The organism is Helicobacter pylori, from assembly GCF_030323545.1.
Classification (GTDB): Bacteria; Campylobacterota; Campylobacteria; order Campylobacterales; family Helicobacteraceae; genus Helicobacter; species Helicobacter pylori_CO.
Genome location: NZ_CP122954.1, coordinates 1,354,145 through 1,378,037 on the forward strand (window position 1 = coordinate 1,354,145; position 23,893 = coordinate 1,378,037).

Genomic DNA, 23,893 nt, shown 5'->3' on the forward strand with positions numbered 1-23,893 from the left:
CTCATCAATTACTTGTTGATAACAATTTTAGCGTGCTTTCTTAGTTCCTCAATGCGTTGATTCATGCGTTCTTGGAAAAGCTTTTCTTGTAACATCCCCTTAATGGTAGGTTTAGCTTGCTCATAAGTATAAGTTACAGGGCTATCTTTAGAAATCAAATAGATAATATGATAACCAAACTCTGTTTTAACAGGGGTTTTAGTGTAATTCCCAGGAGTTAAAGCGAAAGCGGCTTTAGAAAAATCCGGAGCCATTTGGTTTTTTTGGAATTTCCCTAAATCACCGCCATTTTGCGCGTTCTTGCTGTTAGGATCAATCGTATCACGATTGGCCAACTCAATGAATTTGGCTTCTTTTTTAGTCTTTGGCTGTTTGTCAATCTCAGAAATAATCCGTTTAGCTTCATCTTCAGTTTTCACTAAAATATGCCTAGCATGGGCTTCTTGCTTGACAAAAAGCTGATCTTTATTAGCGTCGTAAAAATCTTGCATTTCTTTTTCTGGGATTTGGACTTTTTTCACTTCTTCAGCCTGTTTTTTAGCCCAAAATTCCACTAAAGCCTGTTTTTTAACCGCTTCCATCATCGCTTTAAATTCTGGAGTGCTGTCCAATTTCTCGGTTTTAGCTTCATTTTCTACAAGGGCGGTGCGGATAGCTTGATCAATCAAGGCTTCTTTTTCTTTCTCTTTAAGCTTGTCAAAATCAAAATTAGGGTTGCGCTGTTTGATCATGTCAAAATCGCTTTTAGTGATAGGTCTGCCATCCACTGTAGCTAACACGCCTGCTGAAGAATCAGTCGTTTTTTTCGTGTTATGCGTAGCGTTATTTGCGTTATGAGCCGGCTTGGCCATCAAAAACGATGCGCTCAACGCGCCCACTAACGCTAAATTTAAGATATTTTTTTTCATTGTGTGTTCTCCACTCTAAACTAATTTTCATCATTAAATTTACATTATAGCAAAATTAAAACAAAATCAGCTACCATGATTTAGAAAATTCACATTAAAAAGTAAGAAACGCTTAAAGTTATTCATTACCATTAAATAAAAGCGGGTAAAAATGTTCGTCGCAGATATTGTAATAATATTTATTGTATTTATTGGTGTTAGTTATATTTTTTTGGAAAGAAAAAGGATGTTAAAGAAGATCCAAAATTTCATAAGACAATAATGAATATTGTATTTGCCATTGTTGTTATAATCGTTTTGTGTCCTTGGATACTGATAATATTGTTTTACCCCATAATGTATTTACTATTGCATGTTATTCCATCTTAAATAACTTCTATACTCTACTCTTTTAGTCAATCTCATCTTTATACGCTTACTATGTAAGATTAAGGGACTTTGCGCTTAAATACCCCAACAAAGTGAGTCAAGAAGGATTGCAAATTATGGTTTTGTCTTTATCTATCCTTAAAAAAAGCTTTAATGATTTTTTAAGCGCTAGAATGCTTTTAATCAATCTTGGCCCTATCCTTTTGAGTCTGGCGTTTTTTGGAGCTGTTTTTTACTACAATGGCGAAAGTATTGTGGGTTATTGCCAAACTTTATTACCGCAATCTTTAAGCGATTACTCTCATTCTCAAGGCTTTTTTGCTAGCATGTTCGCATGGGTTTTTAAAGCGTTAGTGTATTTTCTTATTGTTTGGATCGTGATTCTTTTGAGTTTAGTCATCAATATTTTTGCGTCTGTTTTTTACACCCCTTTAGTAGTCTCTTATTTACACCAAAAGTATTATCCCCATGTCGTTTTAGAAGAATTTGGCTCTATCCTTTTTTCTATTAAATATTTTTTAAAATCGCTCATTCTTATGCTTTTATTACTAGCGGTTTTAACGCCCTTTTATTTCATTCCCTTTATGGGGGTCTTTGGGGTCTTTTTTTCTATAATTCCTCATTTTCTTTTTTTCAAAAACACCATGAGTTTGGATATAGCCAGCATGATTTTTAATCACCAAAGCTATCAAAATTTACTCAAACAGCACCGGTTAAAACATTATCGTTTTTCGTTTTTTTGCTATCTTTTTTCCTTAATCCCTTTTTTTAATTTTTTTGCCACCTTATTGCAAACCCTAATGCTAGCGCACTACTTTTTTATCCTTAAAGAAAAAGAATGCTAGATTTTATTCAAGAGCTTAGCACCCCCCATGTTAGGGATTTTTTCTTGTTGTTTTTAAGGGTTAGCGGCGTGCTGTCTTTTTTCCCTTTTTTTGAAAACCATTTAGTGCCTTTATCGGTGCGTGGGGCTTTAAGCTTGTATGTGAGCGCGATTTTTTACCCCACTTTAGAGTTTTCAAACGCCGCTTACACGCCAGAGGGTTTTATTATTGCATGTTTATGCGAGCTGTTTTTAGGGGTGTGTGCATCTATCTTTTTACAAATCGTCTTTGCAAGCTTAGTGTTTGCAACCGATAGCATCAGCTTTTCTATGGGGCTTACGATGGCGAGTGCGTATGATCCCATTTCAGGATCGCAAAAACCCATTGTGGGGCAAGCCCTTTTATTGTTAGCGATTTTAATTTTATTGGATTTATCATTCCACCATCAAATCATTTTGTTTGTGGATCACAGCTTAAAAGCCGTCCCTTTAGGGCAATTTGTCTTTGAGCCAGCGTTAGCTAAAAACATTGTCAAAGCCTTTTCGCATTTGTTTGTCATAGGGTTTTCTATGGCGTTCCCTATTTTATGCTTGGTGTTATTGAGCGATATTATTTTTGGCATGATCATGAAAACCCACCCTCAATTCAACCTGCTCGCTATCGGGTTTCCGGTTAAAATTGCGATCGGGTTTGTGGGCATTATTTTAATCGCTTCGGCTATCATGGGGCGTTTTAAAGAAGAAATCAGCCTGGCCTTTAGCGCCATTAGTAAAATCTTTTAAAGGATAAACATGATTAGTTTTAAAGAAGCTCTAAAAATCCATTCTAGCATTCCCTTAAAACCCTTAGAAATAGAGGTTGTCTCTTTGTTTGAAAGCATAGGGCGTATTCTAGCAGAGAATATTGTTTGCATTCACGCCTTGCCTAAATTCAATCAAAGCGCAATGGATGGCTATGGGTTTAAAATGTAAGATTTAGGCCAAAAAACTCAAGTCATCCAACACATTTTTGCCGGAGATGATGTGAGCGCTTTAGAAGTTAGAGAAAATGAATGCGTTAAAATCATGACTGGAGCGATGGTACCAAAAGGAATAGAAACGATTGTCCCTATAGAGTGCATGCTAGAAAGCCATAAAAATTCCGCCCTAGCTCCCAAAGATTTTAAAATAAACGCCAATATCCGTCAAAAGGGCGAAAACGCTTCTTTAAACAGCGTGTTAGTCCCTAAAAATACCCGTTTGAATTACGGACATATCGCGCTCATTGCCTCTCAAGGGTTAAAAGAAATCAAAGCGTTTAGGAAATTAAAAATCGCTCTCTTTAGCAGCGGCGATGAATTAGTGCCTTTAGGGCAGAACGCCCTAGAATGCCAGGTTTATGATGTGAATTCAGTGGGTGTTTTTAACATGCTTAAAAACTACAACACGCATTTTCTAGGGTTTTAAAAGATGATAAAAATTTACAGCTTAAAATATTTGAATTGCAAGACTATGATGTCATCCTTTCAAGTGCGGGGGTGAGCGTGGGGGATAAAGACTTTTTTAAAGACGCCTTGAAAGAAAAAAACGCCCTTTTTTATTATGAAAAAGTCAATCTCAAACCTGGAAAACCGGTAACTTTAGCCCAACTCGATCAAAGTATTATTATAGGTTTGCCGGGTAATCCTTTAAGTTGCTTAGTCGTTTTACGGGTTTTGATTCTACCCTTATTGGAGCACTTATCTTTAAATAAAGATTTTAAACTAAAGCCCTTTAAGGCTCAAATCAATGCCCCTTTAAAGCTTAAAGGCGAACGAACGCATTTAATTTTAGGCAACTATTTAAACAACCAATTCATTCCTTACAACAACAACCGCTATGACTCAGGAGCGATTCAAGCCCTTGCGCGAGTGGATTCTATCGCTTTAATTGATGAAGGAGTGGGATTGGTTCAGGGCGAAATTGAAATTTTAAGGTTTGAAAATTAAAATGGCTTTTAACAATGCTATAATGACAAGTTTAAAACCCCACTCATAAAGGTTCTGTTTGTGGATAACTACACCTATAGCGAATTGTTAAAAAGCTTGCAAAACAAATGCGATAATATCGCTTTAATCATCAAGCCTGAAAAGATCAAGCAAGAATTAGAACGCATTGAAAAAGAGCAAGAAGACCCTAATTTTTGGCAAGATGTCTTAAAAGCTAGAGACACCAATAAAGAAAAAGTGCGCCTGAACCGCTTGCTAGAAACCTATCAAAAAACCAAAAATTCTTTAGATGAAAGCGTGGAATTGTTTGAACTCGCTCAAAACGATAACGATGAGACTACTTTATCCTTGCTCTATGAAGAGGCCCCTGTTTTAGAGTACAGCGTACAAAAAGTGGAAATTGAAATCATGTTAAGCGGTGAAAATGACGCCTCAAACGCTATTATTACCATTCAGCCTGGAGCGGGGGGGACTGAAAGCCAGGATTGGGCGAGTATTTTGTATCGCATGTATTTGAGGTGGGCGGAAAGAAGAGGCTTTAAAAGCGAGATTTTAGACTATCAAGATGGCGAAGAAGCGGGTATTAAAGGAGTCGCCTTTATCATTAAGGGCGAAAACGCTTATGGCTATTTGAAAAATGAAAACGGGGTGCATAGGCTTGTAAGGATTTCGCCCTTTGATGCGAACGCCAAACGGCACACGAGTTTTGCGAGCGTGCAAATTAGCCCTGAATTAGACGATGATATTGATATAGAAATTGATGAAAAAGATGTCCGTTATGATTATTACAGAGCCAGTGGGGCAGGCGGTCAGCATGTCAATAAAACAGAAAGCGCGGTTAGAATCACGCATTTCCCTACCGGTATTGTGGTGCAATGCCAAAACGACAGGAGCCAGCATAAAAACAAAGCGAGTGCGTTAAAAATGCTTAAATCCAAGCTTTATGAATTGGAATTAGAAAAGCAACAAAGCAACACCAAAAATGAAGAAAAAAGCGAGATCGGTTGGGGGCATCAAATAAGAAGCTATGTCCTAGCCCCCTACCAGCAAGTCAAAGACGCGCGCTCCAATATTGCTTATAGCAATGTGGAAGCGATACTAGACGGCGATATTGATGCGATTTTAGAGGGCGTTTTGATTGCTAAAGCTTAAGTGCGCTAAAATGACAGCTAGGAATTATGGTTAAAAACGCTTTTTAAAACCAATTGGCAAGGAACAACAATGACACAAGAAGAATTAGACGCTTTGATGAATGGTGGCGATTTAGAAAATTTGGAAGCCTTAGAGGCTAAAGAAGAGACTAAAGAAGAGGCTAAAGAGGAAGCTAAAGAGAAAGAAGAGTTTAAAGAATCCAAAGAAAGCTCTAGCCAAAAAATGACCGTCAAAAAAGAAGACGCTGAAAAATACGGCAAGATTAGCCCTAATGAATGGCCTCCCCCTCCCCCCACTGAAGAGCATAAGGTCGTGCATCAATTAGACGATGTTACAAGAGATTCTGAAGTGAAAGCCACGCAAATTTTTGATCAATTGGATTTGATCGGAGCTAGCGCTGAAAAAATCGCTAAAATGGTTAAAAAGATCCAAGAACCTTTGCAAAAACACCAAGAAATTTTTGACAATTTGCATGCACATTTCCCCCATGTGGAATCTTTTAAAACCGCACTCAATGAGCAACAAGAAATCCTAAACGCCCTTAAAAGCATTGAAGAAGAAGCCGCTAATTGCTCTGATAGCTCCATGCAAGCGATGGATATTATGCAGTTTCAAGATATTCACCGCCAAAAAATTGAACGAGTGGTCAATGTCATGCGAGCGCTCAGCCAATACATGAATTCACTTTTTGAAGGCAAAATTGATGATTCTAAGCGCGTGAGTTCAGCGACTTTTATCACCGGCGATGACGATAAAGATTTAGCCAGTGCTGATGATATTGAAGCCTTGATCGCTTCTTTTGGAGCCAAGTAGTTTTGAACCAAGTTGAATTACTCTCTCCAGCTGGTAATTTAAAAAAACTTAAAATCGCTCTCAACTATGGGGCTGATGCGGTTTATGGGGGGGTGAGCCATTTTTCTTTACGCAATCGTGCAAGTAAGGAATTCACTCTAGAGACCTTTAAAGAAGGGATTGACTACGCCCATGCCTTGAATAAAAAAGTCTATGCCACGATCAATGGTTTCCCTTTCAATTCACAGCTCAAACTTTTAGAAGAACATATTGATAAAATGGCAGAGCTAAAACCAGACGCTTTCATTATCGCTGCGCCTGGTGTGGTGAAACTCGCTTTAAAAATCGCCCCACATGTTCCTGTCCATTTATCCACGCAAGCGAATGTCTTAAATTTGCTCGATGCGCAAGTGTTTTATGATTTAGGGGTTAAACGCATTGTGTGCGCTAGGGAATTGAGCCTGAATGATGCGATTGAGATTAAAAAAGCCTTGCCCGATTTAGAATTAGAAATCTTTGTGCATGGGAGCATGTGCTTTGCCTTTTCAGGGCGTTGCTTGATTTCGGCTTTACAAAAGGGGCGTGTGCCTAATAGAGGGAGTTGCGCGAATGATTGCCGGTTTGATTATGAATATTACGTGAAAAACCCTGATAACGGCGTGATGATGAGGTTGGTTGAAGAAGAGGGCGTAGGCACGCACATTTTTAACGCTAAAGATTTGAATCTCTCTAGTCATATCGCTGAAATTTTAAGTTCCAACGCCATTAGCGCGCTTAAGATTGAAGGGCGCACCAAGTCCAGTTACTACGCCGCGCAAACCACGCGCATCTATCGTTTAGCGGTTGATGATTTTTACCATAACACCTTAAAGCCGAGTTTTTATGCTAGCGAATTGAACACGCTTAAAAACAGGGGTTTTACGGACGGTTATTTGATGCGAAGGCCTTTTGAAAGGCTAGACACTCAAAACCACCAGACAGCCATTAGCGAAGGGGATTTTCAAGTCAATGGTGAAATAACAGAAGACGGGCGTTTTTTTGCATGCAAATTCACCACCACCACTAACATAGCTTATGAAATCATCGCTCCCAAAAATGCGGCTATCACGCCCATAGTTAATGAAATTGGCAAAATTTATACCTTTGAAAAACGCTCTTATTTAGTGCTGTATAAAATCCTTTTAGAAAATAACACCGAGTTAGAAACTATCCATAGCGGGAATGTGAATTTAGTGCGACTGCCCGCACCTTTACCGGCTTTTAGTTTTTTGCGCACCCAAGTCAGAGTCTAAAAATGGCGTTTAGAGATTAGGTATTACAAATGATTAAGAGAAACGCATGCCCTTAGAAACTATCACGCTCGCTCATATTTACGAAGAACAAGGGTTTTTTGAAGAAGCGTTGCAAATTTATACTAATATTTTAAAAAAAACCCCTGACCATGCAGAGGCGTTAAAGCAAATGAAGCGTTTGGAAAAAATCCAAAAAAATCTCGCTCCTTTCAAGCACGATGCATTGTTAGAGCGGCACTATTTAAATTTTATCAAAGGGGATTATTTGAGCGTTGAGAATTTAGAAAAATGGCTGGTAGAATGGAATTGAAAAATATTATTTCAGAAACCCTTAATGAAATTGAAAAAATGGCTAAAACCATTGATGATGGTTTTAATACGGCGCAAAAAACGCCCTCTTTTTTCAAAACGCCCCCCAATTTGCAAAACACCCCAAACCCTAAAAATGCTAACACCCCTTTAGAGTCAAAAAACGCTGCTAAAATAGAAACGCAAGAAAAAATCACAGAAGAAAATACAGAAGAAAAAGAAGAAGAGACAAAAGAAATCATTACAGAAGAAATCACGCCAAAAACCCCCACGCAAGTGTTAATTTCAAACGAGCGGGTTTTTTTAAAAAATTTACTAGAGAGAACCTTAGTGTTATTTAAAGGCATGCAGGCTTTAGAAGAAAAAGAAGCCATGAAGCGTTTGGATTTAGTGGCGCGTTTCTTGCAATACCAATTGAGCGTGCTTGAAAAACGATTAGAATCTTTGGAGCGAGAAAACACAGAGTGAAAAATGAGCAAAGGAATTTTTTAAAAACATTAAAAAATAAGACTTTCATTTTCAATATTTTATGAAAACAAAGCCTTAATTCCATTAATAACTATGATAATGTTTTGAATTTTTATTTTTAAGACATCTTCAAGGTATCTTTAATAATAAAATGCTAGAATTAGTTCCCTAAAACATTAACAAAGTTAATCGTTTTTAAAGTTGTAGAAATCATTGAAGGAGTTAATTGAAGTATGATAGAAGTTTTAATGATAGAAGATGATATAGAATTAGCCGAGTTTTTGAGCGAGTTTTTGCTCCAACATGGCATTCATGTAACCAATTACGATGAGCCATATACCGGCATTAGTGCGGCTAACACACAAAATTATGATTTGTTGTTGTTGGATTTAACTTTGCCTAATTTAGACGGGCTTGAAGTGTGTAGGCGCATCTCCAAACAAAAACATATCCCTATTATTATTTCTTCAGCAAGAAGCGATGTGGAAGATAAGATTAAAGCGCTAGATTATGGGGCTGATGATTACCTCCCTAAACCCTATGATCCTAAGGAATTGTTAGCTCGTATCCAATCCTTGCTCAGGCGTTCTCATAAAAAAGAAGAAGTGAGTGAGCCAAGCGATGCGAATATCTTTAGGGTGGATAAGGATAGCCGAGAAGTGTATATGCATGAAAAAAAGCTAGACTTAACTAGGGCTGAATATGAAATCCTTTCGCTTCTCATTAGCAAAAAAGGTTATGTGTTTAGCCGTGAAAGCATTGCGATTGAGAGCGAGAGCATCAACCCTGAAAGCTCTAATAAAAGCATTGATGTGATTATTGGCCGTTTGCGATCTAAGATTGAAAAAAATCCTAAACAACCGCAATACATCATCTCTGTTAGAGGGATTGGTTACAAATTAGAATACTGATTCTAATAAGGAGTTAAGGGGTTTTGCGTTTCTCTATCTTTTTTAAAGTTGTCGCTTTGTTTATGATAACGCTCTTTAGTTTTGGAGCGTTCGCTTACTATTTCGTGTCTTCTCAAATCAATCACGAAAACTATCAAAACGAAATGCGCCATTATCAGTTTGTTACCACTATCAATGAAATTTTAAATAACTACTCTGATTATAGAGCCATAGAAGATTACCTCTATAAAATTGGTTTTAGAGAAACCACAATAGAAAATTTAGAAAAGGTTTTAGCCAAAAGACGCCACCAGTTGCACCACAGAAATATTGGGTATGCTGAAGTGTTTAAATTCAGCGATATGGTTTTTATCCTTTTAAAAAAGGATGAGCATTTTGTGCTTTATAAAGATTTGCATTCGGTTTCTTACAGGAATTATTTCTTAGCCATTACGGTGGGTTTATTGTTGATTTTATTCCTCTTTTTGTTTGTTTTACAGAGTTTATTGCCCTTAAGAGAGTTGAGATCTCAAGTGAAGTGCTTCGCTCAAGGGGATAAAAGCGTGAGTTGTAAAAGCAAGCAAAAAGATGAAATAGGGGATCTGGCTAACGAATTTGACAATTGCATTCTTAAAATCAATGCGATGAATGAATCTCGGGTTTTATTTTTGCGCTCCATCATGCATGAATTACGCACCCCTATCACTAAGGGCAAGATACTAATCTCTATGCTCAAAGAAGAGCTGTCTTACAAACGCTTTACATCTATATTTGATCACTTGAACACGCTGATTGAGCAATTTGCCCGCATTGAGCAACTCGCTTCCAAAAATTACGGGAGCAATAAAGAAAAATTTTTAATGAGCGATTTGATAGATAAGATTGAAAAAATGCTTTTAATTGATGAGGATAAAAAAAGCCCTATCCATGTATCCTCTTCAAATTACATTATTGAAGCGGATTTTGAATTGTTTTCCATAGCGTTAAAAAACATGGTAGATAATGCGATTAAATACAGCGATGACAAACAGGTGTTTTTGGATTTCATAGGAAATAATTTAGTGGTGTCCAATAAAAGCAAACCTTTAAAAGAAGATTTTGAAAAATATTTGCAACCCTACTTTAAATCTTCTAACCCCAGCCAAGCCCATGGTTTTGGGTTAGGCATGTATATCATTAAAAACGCTTTAGAGGCTATGGGATTTAATTTGAGCTATCATTATATCAACGGGAGAATTTGTTTCACTATCCATGATTGCGTTTTTAATAGTTTTTACGATTTAGAAGAGGATAATGAAGAGCTACCCCCCCCCCCCCGAAAATTTGAGAGAGATGAGCGGGATGAAGGGAATAAAAAAAGCCAATTGTGGGGTTAAAGAAAAACAATAAAGAGAGAACATGTTCAAACGATTGAGAAGATTACGAAGCAGCGAAAACTTAAGAGCGATGCTAAAAGAAACGCATCTAAACATTGATGATTTCATCGCTCCCTTATTTGTCATAGAAAGCGGTAGTTATATTAAAAATGAAATCAGTTCCATGCCTGGCGTGTATCAAATGAGTATCGAGTCTCTTTTAAAAGAATGCGAAGAATTAGTGGGTTTAGGCATCAAAGCCGTTTTATTGTTTGGCATTCCTAAACATAAGGATGCTACAGGAAGCCATGCGCTAAATAAGGGTCATATTGTTGCAAAAGCCACCAAAGAGGTTAAAAAACGATTTAAGAATTTAATCGTTATAGCGGATTTGTGTTTTTGTGAATACACCGACCATGGGCATTGCGGGATTTTAGAAAACGCTTCTGTGTCTAACGATAAAACGCTAGAGATTTTAAATCTTCAAGGGCTTATTTTGGCTGAAAGCGGTGTGGATATTCTAGCCCCAAGCAACATGATGGATGGGAATGTTTTGAGCTTGAGAAAAACGCTAGATAACGCCGGCTATACCCACACGCCCATCATGAGCTATTCCACTAAATTTGCGAGCAGTTACTATGGGCCTTTTAGAGATGCGGCAAACTCTGTGCCGAGTTTTGGCGATCGCAAAAGCTATCAAATGGATTACGCTAATAAAAAAGAAGCGCTTTTAGAAAGTTTAGAAGATGAAAAACAGGGCGCGGATATTTTAATGGTGAAACCGGCTTTGGCGTATTTGGATATTGTTAAAGAAATTAGAGATCACACTTTGCTCCCTTTAGCGCTCTATAACGTGAGTGGGGAATACGCCATGCTCAAACTCGCACAACAACACAACCTGATCAACTATGAAAGCGTTTTATTAGAAACGATGACTTGTTTTAAAAGAGCGGGAGCGGATATGATTATTAGCTATCATGCTAAAGAAGTGGCTAACTTATTACAAAGGAATTGAATGGGACGAGCGTTTGAATACAGAAGAGCGGCTAAAGAAAAACGATGGGATAAGATGAGTAAGGTTTTCCCCAAGCTCGCCAAAGCGATCACTCTAGCGGCAAAAGATGGCGGGAGCGAGCCGGACACGAACGCCAAACTACGAACAGCGATTTTAAACGCTAAAGCGCAAAACATGCCTAAAGACAATATTGACGCAGCGATTAAAAGAGCGAGCAGTAAAGAGGGGAATTTGAGTGAAATCACTTATGAGGGTAAGGCGAATTTTGGCGTGCTAATCGTTATGGAATGCATGACGGATAACCCCACTAGAACCATTGCCAACCTTAAAAGCTATTTCAATAAAACGCCAGGAGCGAGCATCGTGCCTAATGGCTCTTTAGAGTTTATGTTTAATAGAAAAAGCGTGTTTGAATGCTTGAAAAATGAAGTGGAAAATTTAAAACTCAGCCTAGAAGATTTGGAATTCGCCCTCATTGATTATGGTTTGGAAGAATTAGAAGAAGTGGGAGACAAGATTATTATTAAGGGGGATTATAACAGCTTCAAGCTCTTAAATGAGGGGTTTGAAAGCTTGAGATTGCCCATTTTAAAAGCAAGTTTGCAACGCATCGCCACAACGCCCATTGAATTGAATGACGAACAAATGGAGCTTACCGAAAAATTACTGGACAGGATTGAAGACGATGATGATGTGGTCGCGCTTTATACCAATATTGAGTGAAATGCAAAAGGGTTCAAAGTATTTTTTTAAACCACTCAAGCAGAAACCCTAAACATCTTTAGCGTTTGGGGTAAATGCCGCTAATTTGTTATAATACCCCCATACATTTGTATCTAGCGTGGGAAGCACACAAAGTTACGCCTTTATAAGATATGATGCGCGAGAGCTGTAGGGAATGCGTTGGAGATCAAACTCTGTAAAATCCATTAGGGACACAGAACAAGAACCAAACTCTCCCCCAACATCAGGAAACTCAATCGTCTTTAGCGTTTGAGCGCTTCACCAATGAAAACCAACAAAAAGTTTTGTTGCTATAAGCTTGTAAAATCCTATAAAAAGTTATAAAACTCCTTTTTTATTGGATTTTAACCTTATTTTGATTGAATAAAGGTTTTTGTTTTGTTCAAACATGAAAGCTTTATTCAATATTCTTTTTTAAAAAACTTGTTTTTAAGCTTTCTTATAGTTAATTTTTATTTTGTGGTATTTTTTAAAGCGGATAGGGGATTTTGAAATAACACCCCCTTTAACCCCATTAAATCCCCTAAGAGCGCTTTAAAAAATTATCGCTTGTGTCTTGTAAACTCTTTTATATTTATTTTAAAACGCCTTTGAGTGTTTTTATTATCAATATGAGATCGAATCCAAACCCTAGATTTTTAATCTCAATACCTACCAATAGAGACGCTTAATCCCTATTTGATAGCAAGAAAGGTGAAAGATTTCTATAAGATGAGTTTTAATCATTAGCCCCTAAGCTTTAACTTATTGCGTATCATCTTGCGTGTCGTTTTGTGCGTCATCTTGCAAATCATCAGACTTCTTGCCAATCACTTCTTCTAACACTTTACAACTACCACTAAAGCCTAGAGTGCAACCTTTCTTATAATACGAAATGGCTTTATCTAAATCCTTTGAAGTGCCCTTACCCGTGTAATACATCACCGCCACATTATGGCAACCGCTCCCTTCTTTTAAATGACAACCCTTTTTATAAAGATTCAAGGCTTGCTCTCCATTTTGTTTGACATACATGCCAACTTCATACATGTATCCCAAGCTCACACAGCTCGCTCCGTCTTTTAAATAGCACCCTCTTTTAAAATTCGTAAGGGCTTTTTTCAAATCCTTCTGTACGCCTTTGGCGTTCCTATACATATACCCCGCAAAGTTACAACTAATGCCATGATTCAAACTGCAAGCGTATTTAGAAAGAGAAAGGGCTTTGGCATAATTTTGCTTAACGCCCGTGCCATTAAAATACATAAAGCCTAAACTCCCGCAGCTCACCCCACCCTTTAAGTGGCACCCTCTCCTGTAATAATAGAGAGCCTTTGGAAGGTTTTTTTGAACGCCATCGCCATCTTCATACATAGATCCTAGACTCGTGCAGGCGAGATGGTTCCTTAAATTGCACCCTCTCCTGTAATAATAGAGAGCCTTTGGAAGGTTTTTTTGAACGCCATCGCCATCTTCATACATAGAGCCCAAACTCGTGCAACCAGCCCCCACCCTTAAATTACAGCTCCTCTTATAAAAAGCCACCGCTTTATGGTAATCCCCTCTCTTAAAGGCTTGAGCAGCCATTTTAAAATATTTCTCACCGGTTGTAGCCACCAAATAACTGAAACAACTTGCCATTAAAAATAAAATCAAAAACCACTTTTTAGTCCAACTCTTTATCATCTCATTCCTTACAAAACTAAGCCAAAACTCACACAAAGAAAATCAGTAAAACCCCAATCTAATTGGTTATTATAGTATAATATTCAAAAAAATAAATTCAACTTTGGATTAAATTCAATTAAAAACCTATTTTATTTTAGGAAAACCACTTAAAATGAGTATCATTATTCCTATTGTCATCGCTTTTGACAATCATTATGCCATTCCAGCTGGCGTGAGCTTGTATTCCATGCTGGCTTGCACTAAATTAAAAAATCCCCGATCGCAAAATGATAGTGAAAAACTTTTTTATAAAATCCACTGCCTGGTGGATAACTTAAGCCTTGAAAACCAGCGCAAACTAAAAGAGACTCTAGCCCCCTTTAGCACTTGTGCGAGCCTAGAATTTTTAGACATTTCAACCCCTAATCTTTACACCACTTCAATAGAACCCTCTGCGGTTGATAAGATCAATGAAGCTTTTTTGCAACTCAATATTTACGCTAAGACTCGCTTTTCTAAAATGGTCATGTGCCGCTTGTTTTTGGCTTCTTTATTCCCGCAATACGACAAAATCATCATGTTTGATGCGGACACTTTGTTTTTAAATGATGTGAGCGAGAGTTTTTTTATCCCGCTAGATGGTTATTATTTTGGAGTGGCTAAAGATTTTTCTTCTCCTAAAAGCCCTGAACATTTTCAAATAGTGCGAGAAAAAGACCCTCGTCAAGCCTTTTCCCTTTATGAGCATTACCTTAATGAAAGCGATATGCAAATCATCTATGAAAGCAATTATAACGCCGGGTTTTTAATCGTGAATTTAAAGCTATGGCGTGCTGATCATTTAGAAGAGCGCTTACTCAATTTAACCCGTCAAAAAGGCCAGTGCGTGTTTTACCCTGAACAGGATCTTTTAACGCTCGCATGCTATCAAAAAGTTTTAATCTTGCCTTATATTTATAACACCCACCCTTTCATGGTCAATCAAAAACGCTTCATTCCTGACAAAAAAGAAATCGTCATGCTGCATTTTTATTTTATAGGGAAACCTTGGGTTTTACCTACTTTTTCGTATTCTAAAGAATGGCATGAGACTCTTTTAAAGACCCCTTTTTATGCCGAATATTCCGTGAAATTCCTTAAACAAATGACAGAATTTTTAAGCCTTAAAGACAAACAAAAAACCTTTGAATTTCTTGCCCCCCTACTCAACCCAAAGACCCTTTTAGAATATGTCTTTTTCAGATTGAATAGGATTTTCAAACGCTTAAAAGAAAAACTTTTTAACTCTTAGCGTTCTCGTTTGGGTAACACGCTATAGGCGAATTTGACATAAATCGCTAAACTGATTAAAAGCACCGCCACACCAATAGCCAAATACACCGCATAAGTGATTTTATCCGGTTCGCTCACGCTGAATTTAAACACTAACATTAACGCTTCAATGGCCAATGCGATAATGATAGAGCCTAAAAACCTGATCATCGTGCGGTGGATCGCATGGTGGTTGTCCCCGCTATTTTTACCCAAAACTTCCTCTTCAAAAATCGCCTTGACTAGATCAAAGGTGGCTAAGGCTAGGGTTAAAAGCACAATGGGGTGGAACACTTCTTTAATGTCAAAACTGCTAAAATTGACAATCGCTGTCCAAAAGCTAGAAATGCATTTCACAAATAAAAGCAACGACACTAAAGTGAGCATGATAGAAATCATAAAATACATGACCATGCTCCCTTCGCTAAAGGTTCTGAAATACTTTGAAGGCGAGCTGATTTCAATCGCCACCCTCAAAGGGATTTGCAAGCACACCACAAACGCTAGATCATTATTTTGATCATACACCGGGTAAGACGCGCTCACCACTAAATGGTTTCCTTTTTTAGAAGGATAGGGATCGGTTAAAATGCAACGCTTTTCACTCACGGCTTGATAAAAATAATATTTATCGCTAAAGCTGGCATGCGATTCTAATTCAATCCCTTCTGTTAGATCATGCTCTAATATCCCTTCCTTATGCCCCTGCTCTTTAAGCTGGCTTGGCTTAAGAATTAGCATGCCTTTAGCGTCTAACACAAAAAAATTTTTTGCCATTTTGATTTCAGCATGCATTTTTCTGATCTGCTTGTTTAAATAATCCAAAGTGATTTCAGGGAGATGGTTGCGGATATTGTGCGAAAACAAATAGGTAAGATAAGCGTATAGCTCGGTGCGGATCTTGGAATACTGGACAATGTCTCTACTTAACATCAAAAGGCCTTTAAAAAAAATTTATGCGATGAATTGTAGCACTTGTTTTAAAGAATTATTTAAACCACCCCTTGCATCAATGATAAAGGAGGCATTTTTTTCATAGAGGGCTTGGCGTTTTTCAAAAAGTTCTTTGGCTTGAGTGAGATTATTTAAAAGGGGGCGTTTTTCCCTTTCTTTTTGATTCAAACGCTTAATCAAGGTTTCAAAATCAATCTTGAGATAAAAAGTTGTGCCTAAACCCTTAAGATTTTCATGCATCACAATGCCCCCACCGGTAGAAATAACATGGGGGGTTTTGAGTGTTTTTAATTCATCAATCAAATTTTTTTCAAACATCCTGAAATTGTCTTCGCCAAGCTCTTCAAAAATCTCCCTCACGCTCAAGCCCACCCTCTCGCTAATGATCATATCCGTATCCAACACTTCTAATTTCAAAGCAAGCCCCAATTCTTGCGCTAAAGAGCTTTTACCGCTCCCCATAAAACCGATTAAGACTAAATGCTGCATGCTTTTATTTCAATTTTAATTCATACGCCCCGTTTTTTTCTTCCAAAAGATAGCGGTATTTCCCATCTAAAACGAGCGTGATGCGGTAATAATCTTTGTGCGTGCCAACTTTAATTTGAGAAAAAAACTTCTGGTTTAAATCCCTATTTTGATAAATATCCAAAGGGCCTTTTTGCGTGTCTAACACGATTCTATAAGGATTGACTAGCACAAAAGAGCGCAAAATCTTATAAGGGGATCGCAAAATCATCGTGTTGTTTGCCATGGAAAAATCAAAATCTTGGATCTGGTAGCGTTTTTCAAAGGCGGCTGGATCAAGGGGGTGTTGGGAGAGCTTTAAGGGGTAATGCCAATCAATGCTTTTATCAATGCCCACGACTTTAGAATGGATAGAGCCATCAATATCCTGGTAAGTGAGCGTGATTTGTTTTAAAATTCTAGCACTCGTGGGCAAATCCACATGAATTTCTTTAAAATAGCTATCATAGATCCCGTTAAAGCCCCCTTGCAAATTCTTGGAATTGATTTCAGGCTCAAAAGGGTTGTCTCTAGCCAATAAAACGCTTAAAACCACCACCAAACCTATCATCTTTTTTAACACAATCATTCCTTAAATCTAATCTCTAGGCCGTAATTCCTTCAACTCAAACAAACGCTTTTGCAAGCGCACATTCTTGCTTTGCAATTCGGTGATTTCTTGTTGCAATCGTTCATGCTTGTCTCTTAAATCCAAATAAACCTCCAAAGAAGAACCCCCAAAAAGCAACTTCCCTAAATAATACCCAAACCCAAGCAGTAAAAGGAAAAAGACAATAAGGGAGCTATGGCTATAGAAAAAATCTCGCGCTTTGTTGTCTTTGATTCCATCGTTTTCAAAAAGGCCATTAGCCATGCTTAAACAACTCTTTACCGATATAAATCCCCCCTTTTAATTCATGTTCAATCTCTAAAAGGCGGTTGTATTTAGCGATCCTTTCGCTCCTTGCGGTGGATCCGGTTTTGATTTCTCCCGTATTGAGCGCGACTGCAAAATCAGCGATAAAGCTGTCTTCACTCTCCCCGCTTCTATGGCTCATCACGCATTGATAGGCATGGTGTTTGGCTAATCTTATGGTCTCTAAAGTCTCACTAATGGTGCCGATTTGATTGGGTTTGATTAAAATAGCGTTCGCAATGTTTTTTTCAATGCCTTTTTGCAAGAGACTGGCATTTGTTACAAACAAATCATCGCCCACTAACTGGATTTGACGCCCTAATTCCTTGCTTAAAAACGCCCAACCCTCCCAATCGTCTTCACTCAAACCATCTTCAATGGACACAATCGGATATTTTGCCACCAACTCTTTATAATAAGCCACCAATTCATGCGAATCTAAAATCTTATTTTCACCCTTTAAATGGTAATTGAAATTTTCATCCACCAATTCGCTGCTCGCTACATCTAAAGCGAGCGCGATTTCTTCGCCTAATTTATAGCCGGCTTTTTCAATGGCTTGAGAAATGACTTCAAGAGGTTCTACATTGTTGTTAAAATTAGGCGCAAAGCCCCCCTCATCACCCACGCTTGTGAGCTGATTCTTTCCATCTAAAAGTTTTTTAAGCGTGTGATAGACTTCCGCGCTCGCTCTTAAGGCTTCTCTAAAACTCTCAAACCCTAAAGGCATGATCATGTATTCTTGAAAGTCTATGGAATTGTTCGCATGCGTTCCGCCGTTGATGATATTGAGCATCGGCACCGGCAAAGTCAAAGCGTTAGCCCCCCCTAAATAGCGGTATAATGGCAGATTTAAGGCTTTCGCACTAGCCCTTGCTAACGCCATAGAAACGCCCAAAACAGCGTTCGCCCCTAAATTAGCGTAATTAGGCGTGCCGTCTAAAGCCCTTAACCTCTCATCCACAAAAGCTTGATTGATCGCTTCAAGCCCTATTAAATGGTGTTTGATCACGCTATTGACATTTTCGCATGCCCTTAAAACCCCTTTACCCAAAAAACGGGTTTTGTCGTTATCCCTTAATTCTAACGCTTCTCTTTTACCGGTGCTCGCCCCGCTAGGCACAATCGCACTCGCCTTAGTGTTATCGCTTAAAATCACGCTGGCTTGAATGGTAGGATTGCCCCTACTATCCATCACTTCTAAAGCATGAATATCTTTAATGGTTAGCATCAAAATCCTTTTTATTCCATTTCTTCTAAAGGCTCATCCGGTAAGGGCATGATCTCTTCATTAGAGCCAATACTCTCTTTAATCTTAAGAGTGATTTCATTCGCTAAGGCTTTATCTTCTTTGAGTAAGGCTTTAGCGTTTTCTCTGCCTTGCCCTAGCTTTTTATCCTGGTAGCTAAGCCATGCCCCGCTCTTATCCACAATGTCTAATTTCACGCCATAGTCAATGATTTCGCCCTCTTTAGAAATCCCCTCCCCAAACATGATGTCAAATTCCGCTTCTCTAAAGGGCGGAGCGACTTTATTTTTAACCACTTTGGCTTTAGCCCTGTTGCCAATATGCTGTTCGTTTTGTTTTAAAGCAGCGATTCTTCTAATATCAATCCTAACGCTCGCATAGAATTTTAAAGCGTTACCTCCGGTTGTGGTCTCTGGACTCCCATAACCCATCATGCCAATCTTCATCCTGATTTGATTAATAAAAACGAGAGTAGTGTTCATTTTGTGCAAAACACCGGTGATTTTTCTTAGCGCATGGCTCATAAGCCTTGCTTGCAAGCCCACATGCTGATCGCCCATATCCCCATCAATCTCTGCTTTAGGCGTAAGGGCCGCCACCGAATCCACCACCACTAAATCAATCCCTCCGCTTCTTGTGATCGTTTCTAAAATCTCTAAAGCTTGCTCGCCTGTATCAGGTTGGGAAACGAGTAAGTTTTCTGTATCCACGCCCAATCTCTTAGCGTAATGCACATCTAGGGCATGCTCAGCGTCAATGAATGCGCACACGCCGCCATTTTTTTGGCATTCTGCGATAATGTGCAAGCTTAGAGTGGTCTTCCCGCTTGACTCTGGCCCATAAATTTCAATAATCCTACCCTTTGGAACGCCCCCAATCCCTAAAGCCAGATCCAACCCTAACGAGCCTGTAGAAATAGCGTCAATCTTTTCTACTTGCTTATCCCCAAGGCGCACCAACGCCCCCTTACCAAAAACCTTATCAATTTGTTTGATCGCTAAAGAAATCGCTTTTTGTTTGTCTTCATCTATTGCCATAAATCACCTTATTGAATTTGATTTGTTTATTCTATCAAATCCTAGCCTAAAATCTATTATAATAAAAGGACTTACCCTATCACAAAAGGATTTTACTTTGATTAGTGTCGCTCATAGCCCTGATGCTGATGATATTTTCATGTATTATGCGATTAAGTTTGGCTGGATAGATTGCCCCATTAAAAATAAAACATTCCACAATATCGCCCTTGATATTGAAACCCTAAACCAAGAAGCCCTAAAAAACACTTATGATGTGAGTGCAATCAGCTTTGGGCTATACCCTAAAATTGCGAACGATTACGCCCTGCTCCCCACAGCGACGAGCTTTGGGAATGGCTATGGGCCTAAATTAGTGAAAAAAAAGGGCGTGAAATTGAAAAAAGATTTTAGAGTCGCATTAAGCGGGGAGCACACCACAAACGCCCTCTTGTTTAAGATCTATTACAAACATGCGCGCATCGCTTACATGAATTTTTTAGACATTGAAAAAGCGGTTTTGGAAGAAAAAGTGCATGCGGGCGTGCTCATCCATGAAAGTATCTTGGATTTCCATAATGAATTAGAAGTGGAAAAAGAATTGTGGGATGTTTGGAAAGAACTCATTAAAGTTGATTTGCCCCTGCCTTTAGGGGGCATGGCGATTAGGCGCTCTATCCCCTTGTATCGTGCGATTTTGATTAAAAAGGCTTTGATTAAGGCGGTTGAAGTCGCTTTAAAACACCAAAATTTGCTCTCTGGCATGTTGTTAGAGCGCTCGCTCATTCGTGTCAATAGAGAGCAGCTACAAACTTATTTAAGCTTGTATGCGAACGAAACTTCAACGCGCTTAAGCGAGATTCAAATTCTCGCCATAGACAAGCTTTTTGAATTAGGCTATCAGCATGGGTTTTACGCTAATTTGTTAAAGACTAAAGATTGCTTGCTCACTGATGAATATTTGCAATACCGCTTTTCTTAATCTAGTTCTAATTTATGCGTGAGCAAGTAACGGATCGTCCCATACAATAAAAGGATTTTTAAAAAATCCACTCCCCATAAAAGGTAGTATTTATTTTCTTGCAATTCTTGTTGTTGCAAGAAATAATAAAATCCCTCATTGATGCTTAAACTGGAACTCATTAAGGGCAGTAACGAATTAAACGCTAATTCCAAAACAACCCCCACCAAAATGAATAACAGCCCCCCTAGTAAAAAACGCGCTTTTTTGATCCTAGCAGCGTTTAAAACGCTCAAAACAAATAAGAATTTCATTAAAACAAGCCCTAAAAATAGAGCAACGCCTATGGTTTTAGTAGGTTTTAACACAAAGGTTTTTAAAGCGGTGTGCAAGATAAACAGCACGCTAGATTGCGCGTTAAAAAGATAATAGCCCAAACGCACGCTCACCACAAACCAGAACAAACTAAAGATAAAAAACACCATAGGGAGCAAGATTTTAGGGAGCAATAAAGACTCTAAACTAACGGGTAAAGAAAAGCTTAAAACCCCCCTTTTAGAAAAAAGCGCGTTGAGATTTTTGATCGCTCCCACACTGATTGCGATCAGTAAAAACGCCCCCAAGACAAAAAAGAGCGTGTAGCTTAGGGTGAGCATGGTCGTTTCTTCAGCGCTTTGAGAGGAAAAACAAACCGCTAAAATAGTGAGCGTTATTAAAAAATTCCCCACAACAACATTCCCTACTTGCCCCAAGGCGTCATGTTTAAAAACTTTTAAAAAACCCATAGTCTTATTATACCCGTTTGGATAGAAAATTCAGGCTTTTTAATGATTGAGCGTTAATAAAAAACGCTAAAGGCATTTTTTAAACGCGCTACTTGAAAAAAGCCAATTGCTCTAAAATCAATTCTTCTTTATTTTTAAAAACAAATTTAAAAAGGATCTTATAGCGTCCTATTTTATCGCTCTCTGACAAATCAAATTTTAAAGGCTCGCATGCGATCTTACAATCAAGCGTTCCTAACAATCTGGGCTGTGATGGGCTGGGATAAAACGCTAAATACACTTGAATATTTGGCGCATCTAAAGCGGGTTTGAGCGGTTGCAATTGTGCATAAAGCGTGTTGGATTTTTCCAGAATCAAAGCGTTTTTTAAAAGGTTTTCTTGGAGTTTTTTATCCCCATGCGTGCCTTTAGAAAAATAGGGCAAAATGGGGGTTTTAGGGCTTTCGGCAAGAGGCTTTAAACCCACTAAAAAACGATAATTAGACTTAAAGTTTTCATAAGTTTTAAGCATAGCGTTAAAGTTTAAATCCACTTCGTTATGACCCTTAAAATACACTAAATCGTTTTTAGGCGAATTTTTTAGGGCAAACACCACCAAAAACACCACGATCCCAAGCCCAAGAATGAGCACGCTCATGATCCCTAAAGGCCAAAAGTTTTTTTCTTTCATTAATTTTCCCTCTTAAGATTTTTTAAAAAAATAAAGCCCCAAAAACGCGCCCAAAAGCGTCAATAACAAAATATAAATGATCACCTTTACAAAAGTTACTCCCTTAGGAGCGTTAAAATTCTGCGCGATATTCACATGATATTTTTCCGCTAAAGCATCTACTGCGACCGAATAGCCGTTAATGAGCATGGCTGAAATCCTTTGGGGCGTGTATTCTTTAGCGTTTGTGGGGAGTAAGGGAGCGATTTTTTCAAAAAAGATTTTATCAGTGTCTAGCAAATCTTTAGGGTTAGCCACTAATTCTATTTTTTGAGCGTCATGGTAGAAAAAGAATACCACAAAAGGGGGTTTGAGCTGTTTTAAAAAGCCCTCTTGATACTTTTGGCGTTCCTTTTTGAGTGCCAAAGCGATAGGATTTTTTTCAAAATCCGTCATATCAATCACAAAACGCACGCCTGTTTTAAGATAAAGCTCTTTAGAAACGCCCTCTACAAACGCAACGCTTTTTTCTACCAAACGCCCCTTAGAATTATTCAAAACATAATCATTAGCCCCCAAACAACAAACAAAGGCTATTACAAGCCATAAGATCCTCATGTGCTAAACAAAAACAAGTTAGGCACAAAAGAAATAACAATCGTCATTAAAATGGTCGCTACTACCATTAAGGCTAAAATTTTTTCTAAAGTGGTGAATTTCATTTTTTACTCCCTTGATTGATCAATTCATAATTAGCCCGGTTTTGGGTGCTTTTTGTCTCTAAAGCGTTAATATCCTTATAGCGGTAATAATTGGTGGCTTGCTCTTTTTGGATATGGATCGCTTTGAATGTAAAAAAAACGGCCACACACAACAAGATAACCACAATCAGTAAATTCCCTGCTAATCCGTTTAAAAATTTCATCTCTTTTCCTTTAATCTTCTAAGGGTTTTAGCGATTGGATAAATTCGGCTAACGCTTTAACTTGCAAATCGCTAAAGTTTTTATACTTGAATGATGGCATATGCCCTATATTGCCCTTTTTGCCATGCGTTAAGATATTTCTCAAAAAATTCTCTGTGCCGTAAGCGGTCAAATCGGCCGCAAACACTTGATTTTCTTGCAATCCCTTACCATCATTGCCATGACAGCCTGTGCAACCCATGCTTTCAAACAGCTCCTTACCTTTATCAATGAGTTGAGGGTTTTTGGTTTTTTTAACACTAGAAATTTCTGCCATCACATAGCTCGCAATCGCTTTAGCGTCTTTTTCGTCCAATTCCATAGCGGGCATTTCCCCAGCGAGATAATCCATGCCTTTAGAGCCATGCTTAATGGTGTCCATAATGCCCTCTTCTTTACCCCAGTGCACCAGATTTTGAGCGCTCCCATGCAAGCCCTCAGCGGTGATGCCATGGCATTGCGAACAATGGACTAAAAAGATGCCTTGACCCATATCCACCAATTCCTTTTGACCCAAATGCTTCCATTTGGCTTCAAATTTTTGGTTGTGCGCTTTAACCTCTTCGTTGTATTGCCCGATTTGAGAAAAGCTATTCAGCGGATACCCAAAGAAAAAATACCAAAAAGCCCACACAATCGTGCACATAAAGCTTGCGATCCAACCTACAGGCACATTATTGGCAAACTCCCCTATCCCATCAATCAAATGCCCATTTTCCATGAGCTCACCTTGAGATTTGCTGTCGCGCATTTCTTTAATGAGCGAACTGGATTCATAGATGGTTAAAACTAAAATCACAAGCGCTGCAATCAAGCCAAAAACATTTATATGGTCGTTTAAAAAATCCAT

26 protein-coding genes and 2 pseudogenes are annotated in these 23,893 nt (G+C 38.4%); 15 read left to right on the forward strand and 13 right to left on the reverse strand.

Annotation, left to right across the window (positions count from 1 at the left end; all coding sequences use genetic code 11):
* Positions 1–8 precede the first annotated feature (8 nt).
* Entirely contained in the window at positions 9–908 is a 900-nt protein-coding gene (gene cbf2, locus QAP06_RS06465; RefSeq protein WP_021310715.1) for a peptidylprolyl isomerase CBF2, read from the reverse strand.
* Between the two features lie 151 nt (positions 909–1,059).
* On the opposite strand from cbf2, the pseudogene QAP06_RS06470 reads away from it, so the two are divergent.
* From QAP06_RS06470 to QAP06_RS06530, 13 genes and pseudogenes are all read left to right on the forward strand, one after another.
* Positions 1,060–1,277 (forward strand): annotated as a pseudogene (locus tag QAP06_RS06470) (hypothetical protein).
* A gap of 116 nt (positions 1,278–1,393) precedes the next feature.
* Positions 1,394–2,122 (forward strand): EI24 domain-containing protein, encoded by a 729-nt coding sequence (locus QAP06_RS06475; protein WP_286465518.1) that lies wholly within the window; start codon positions 1,394–1,396, stop codon positions 2,120–2,122.
* Entirely contained in the window at positions 2,116–2,883 is a 768-nt protein-coding gene (fliR, locus tag QAP06_RS06480; RefSeq protein ID WP_000883706.1) for a flagellar biosynthetic protein FliR, read from the forward strand. Before QAP06_RS06475 ends, fliR begins: the two co-directional genes overlap by 7 nt.
* A gap of 9 nt (positions 2,884–2,892) precedes the next feature.
* Positions 2,893–4,067, forward strand: a pseudogene (locus tag QAP06_RS06485) (molybdopterin molybdotransferase MoeA).
* 60 nt (positions 4,068–4,127) lie between these two features.
* On the forward strand, positions 4,128–5,219 hold the full coding sequence (prfB, locus tag QAP06_RS06490; protein ID WP_180494967.1) for a peptide chain release factor 2: 1,092 nt from the start codon (positions 4,128–4,130) through the stop codon (positions 5,217–5,219).
* Between the two features lie 69 nt (positions 5,220–5,288).
* Complete coding sequence (gene cheZ, locus QAP06_RS06495) at positions 5,289–6,032, forward strand: protein phosphatase CheZ (protein WP_286465519.1); 744 nt, start codon at positions 5,289–5,291, stop codon at positions 6,030–6,032.
* Between the two features lie 2 nt (positions 6,033–6,034).
* Positions 6,035–7,303 (forward strand): peptidase U32 family protein, encoded by a 1,269-nt coding sequence (locus QAP06_RS06500; RefSeq protein WP_286465520.1) that lies wholly within the window; start codon positions 6,035–6,037, stop codon positions 7,301–7,303.
* 46 nt (positions 7,304–7,349) lie between these two features.
* Positions 7,350–7,613 carry a tetratricopeptide repeat protein gene (locus tag QAP06_RS06505; protein ID WP_286465521.1) on the forward strand — a complete coding sequence of 88 codons (264 nt, stop codon included), beginning with the start codon at positions 7,350–7,352 and terminating at the stop codon, positions 7,611–7,613.
* Complete coding sequence (locus tag QAP06_RS06510; RefSeq protein ID WP_286465522.1) at positions 7,604–8,080, forward strand: CiaD-like domain-containing protein; 477 nt, start codon at positions 7,604–7,606, stop codon at positions 8,078–8,080. Before QAP06_RS06505 ends, QAP06_RS06510 begins: the two co-directional genes overlap by 10 nt.
* A gap of 233 nt (positions 8,081–8,313) precedes the next feature.
* Positions 8,314–8,991: an acid response regulator transcription factor ArsR gene (gene arsR, locus QAP06_RS06515; protein WP_000573717.1), complete on the forward strand. Its 678-nt coding sequence runs from the start codon at positions 8,314–8,316 to the stop codon at positions 8,989–8,991.
* Positions 8,992–9,014: 23 nt separating this feature from the next.
* Positions 9,015–10,346 carry an acid-sensing histidine kinase ArsS gene (gene arsS, locus QAP06_RS06520; RefSeq protein WP_286465523.1) on the forward strand — a complete coding sequence of 444 codons (1,332 nt, stop codon included), beginning with the start codon at positions 9,015–9,017 and terminating at the stop codon, positions 10,344–10,346.
* Positions 10,347–10,368: 22 nt separating this feature from the next.
* A complete protein-coding gene (hemB, locus tag QAP06_RS06525) occupies positions 10,369–11,340 on the forward strand; it encodes a porphobilinogen synthase (protein ID WP_286465524.1) in 972 nt (323 codons plus the stop codon).
* Positions 11,341–12,063, forward strand: coding sequence for a YebC/PmpR family DNA-binding transcriptional regulator (locus QAP06_RS06530; protein WP_286465525.1), 723 nt, complete (start codon positions 11,341–11,343; stop codon positions 12,061–12,063).
* Positions 12,064–12,828: 765 nt separating this feature from the next.
* Here QAP06_RS06530 and QAP06_RS06535 read toward each other — a convergent pair.
* Positions 12,829–13,749, reverse strand: a complete 921-nt coding sequence (locus tag QAP06_RS06535; protein WP_286465526.1) for a tetratricopeptide repeat protein — start codon at positions 13,747–13,749, stop codon at positions 12,829–12,831.
* 154 nt (positions 13,750–13,903) lie between these two features.
* Between QAP06_RS06535 and rfaJ the strand changes: the two genes are divergently transcribed.
* Positions 13,904–15,022, forward strand: a complete 1,119-nt coding sequence (gene rfaJ, locus QAP06_RS06540) for an HP0159 family lipopolysaccharide 1,6-glucosyltransferase (RefSeq protein WP_286465527.1) — start codon at positions 13,904–13,906, stop codon at positions 15,020–15,022.
* Here rfaJ and QAP06_RS06545 read toward each other — a convergent pair.
* The 6 genes from QAP06_RS06545 to recA are packed head-to-tail and all read right to left on the reverse strand — an operon-like array spanning position 15,019 to position 19,705.
* Entirely contained in the window at positions 15,019–15,975 is a 957-nt protein-coding gene (locus tag QAP06_RS06545; protein ID WP_000952263.1) for a PDC sensor domain-containing protein, read from the reverse strand. The two genes, rfaJ and QAP06_RS06545, sit on opposite strands and share 4 nt — an antisense overlap.
* 21 nt (positions 15,976–15,996) lie before the next feature.
* Entirely contained in the window at positions 15,997–16,485 is a 489-nt protein-coding gene (locus QAP06_RS06550) for a shikimate kinase (RefSeq protein ID WP_100960620.1), read from the reverse strand.
* A gap of 4 nt (positions 16,486–16,489) precedes the next feature.
* Positions 16,490–17,086 (reverse strand): AMIN domain-containing protein, encoded by a 597-nt coding sequence (locus tag QAP06_RS06555; RefSeq protein ID WP_162969550.1) that lies wholly within the window; start codon positions 17,084–17,086, stop codon positions 16,490–16,492.
* Positions 17,087–17,101: 15 nt separating this feature from the next.
* Entirely contained in the window at positions 17,102–17,377 is a 276-nt protein-coding gene (locus QAP06_RS06560) for a hypothetical protein (RefSeq protein ID WP_001273469.1), read from the reverse strand.
* A complete protein-coding gene (eno, locus tag QAP06_RS06565) occupies positions 17,370–18,650 on the reverse strand; it encodes a phosphopyruvate hydratase (RefSeq protein ID WP_220830421.1) in 1,281 nt (426 codons plus the stop codon). Before eno ends, QAP06_RS06560 begins: the two co-directional genes overlap by 8 nt.
* An 11-nt stretch (positions 18,651–18,661) precedes the next feature.
* Entirely contained in the window at positions 18,662–19,705 is a 1,044-nt protein-coding gene (gene recA / locus QAP06_RS06570) for a recombinase RecA (protein WP_000952103.1), read from the reverse strand.
* 97 nt (positions 19,706–19,802) lie between these two features.
* Between recA and QAP06_RS06575 the strand changes: the two genes are divergently transcribed.
* Positions 19,803–20,666, forward strand: a complete 864-nt coding sequence (locus QAP06_RS06575) for a menaquinone biosynthesis family protein (protein WP_286465530.1) — start codon at positions 19,803–19,805, stop codon at positions 20,664–20,666.
* Here the strand turns inward: QAP06_RS06575 and QAP06_RS06580 are convergent.
* The 5 genes from QAP06_RS06580 to ccoP form a co-directional block, all read right to left on the reverse strand.
* Positions 20,663–21,430 carry a hypothetical protein gene (locus QAP06_RS06580; protein ID WP_286465531.1) on the reverse strand — a complete coding sequence of 256 codons (768 nt, stop codon included), beginning with the start codon at positions 21,428–21,430 and terminating at the stop codon, positions 20,663–20,665. The two genes, QAP06_RS06575 and QAP06_RS06580, sit on opposite strands and share 4 nt — an antisense overlap.
* 88 nt (positions 21,431–21,518) lie before the next feature.
* Positions 21,519–22,100 carry a hypothetical protein gene (locus QAP06_RS06585; protein ID WP_286465532.1) on the reverse strand — a complete coding sequence of 194 codons (582 nt, stop codon included), beginning with the start codon at positions 22,098–22,100 and terminating at the stop codon, positions 21,519–21,521.
* Between the two features lie 12 nt (positions 22,101–22,112).
* A complete protein-coding gene (locus QAP06_RS06590; RefSeq protein ID WP_286465533.1) occupies positions 22,113–22,697 on the reverse strand; it encodes a hypothetical protein in 585 nt (194 codons plus the stop codon).
* A 100-nt stretch (positions 22,698–22,797) separates the two neighbouring features.
* Positions 22,798–23,004: a DUF4006 family protein gene (locus QAP06_RS06595; RefSeq protein WP_000670501.1), complete on the reverse strand. Its 207-nt coding sequence runs from the start codon at positions 23,002–23,004 to the stop codon at positions 22,798–22,800.
* Between the two features lie 10 nt (positions 23,005–23,014).
* Positions 23,015–23,893: a cytochrome-c oxidase, cbb3-type subunit III gene (gene ccoP / locus QAP06_RS06600; protein WP_078249833.1), complete on the reverse strand. Its 879-nt coding sequence runs from the start codon at positions 23,891–23,893 to the stop codon at positions 23,015–23,017.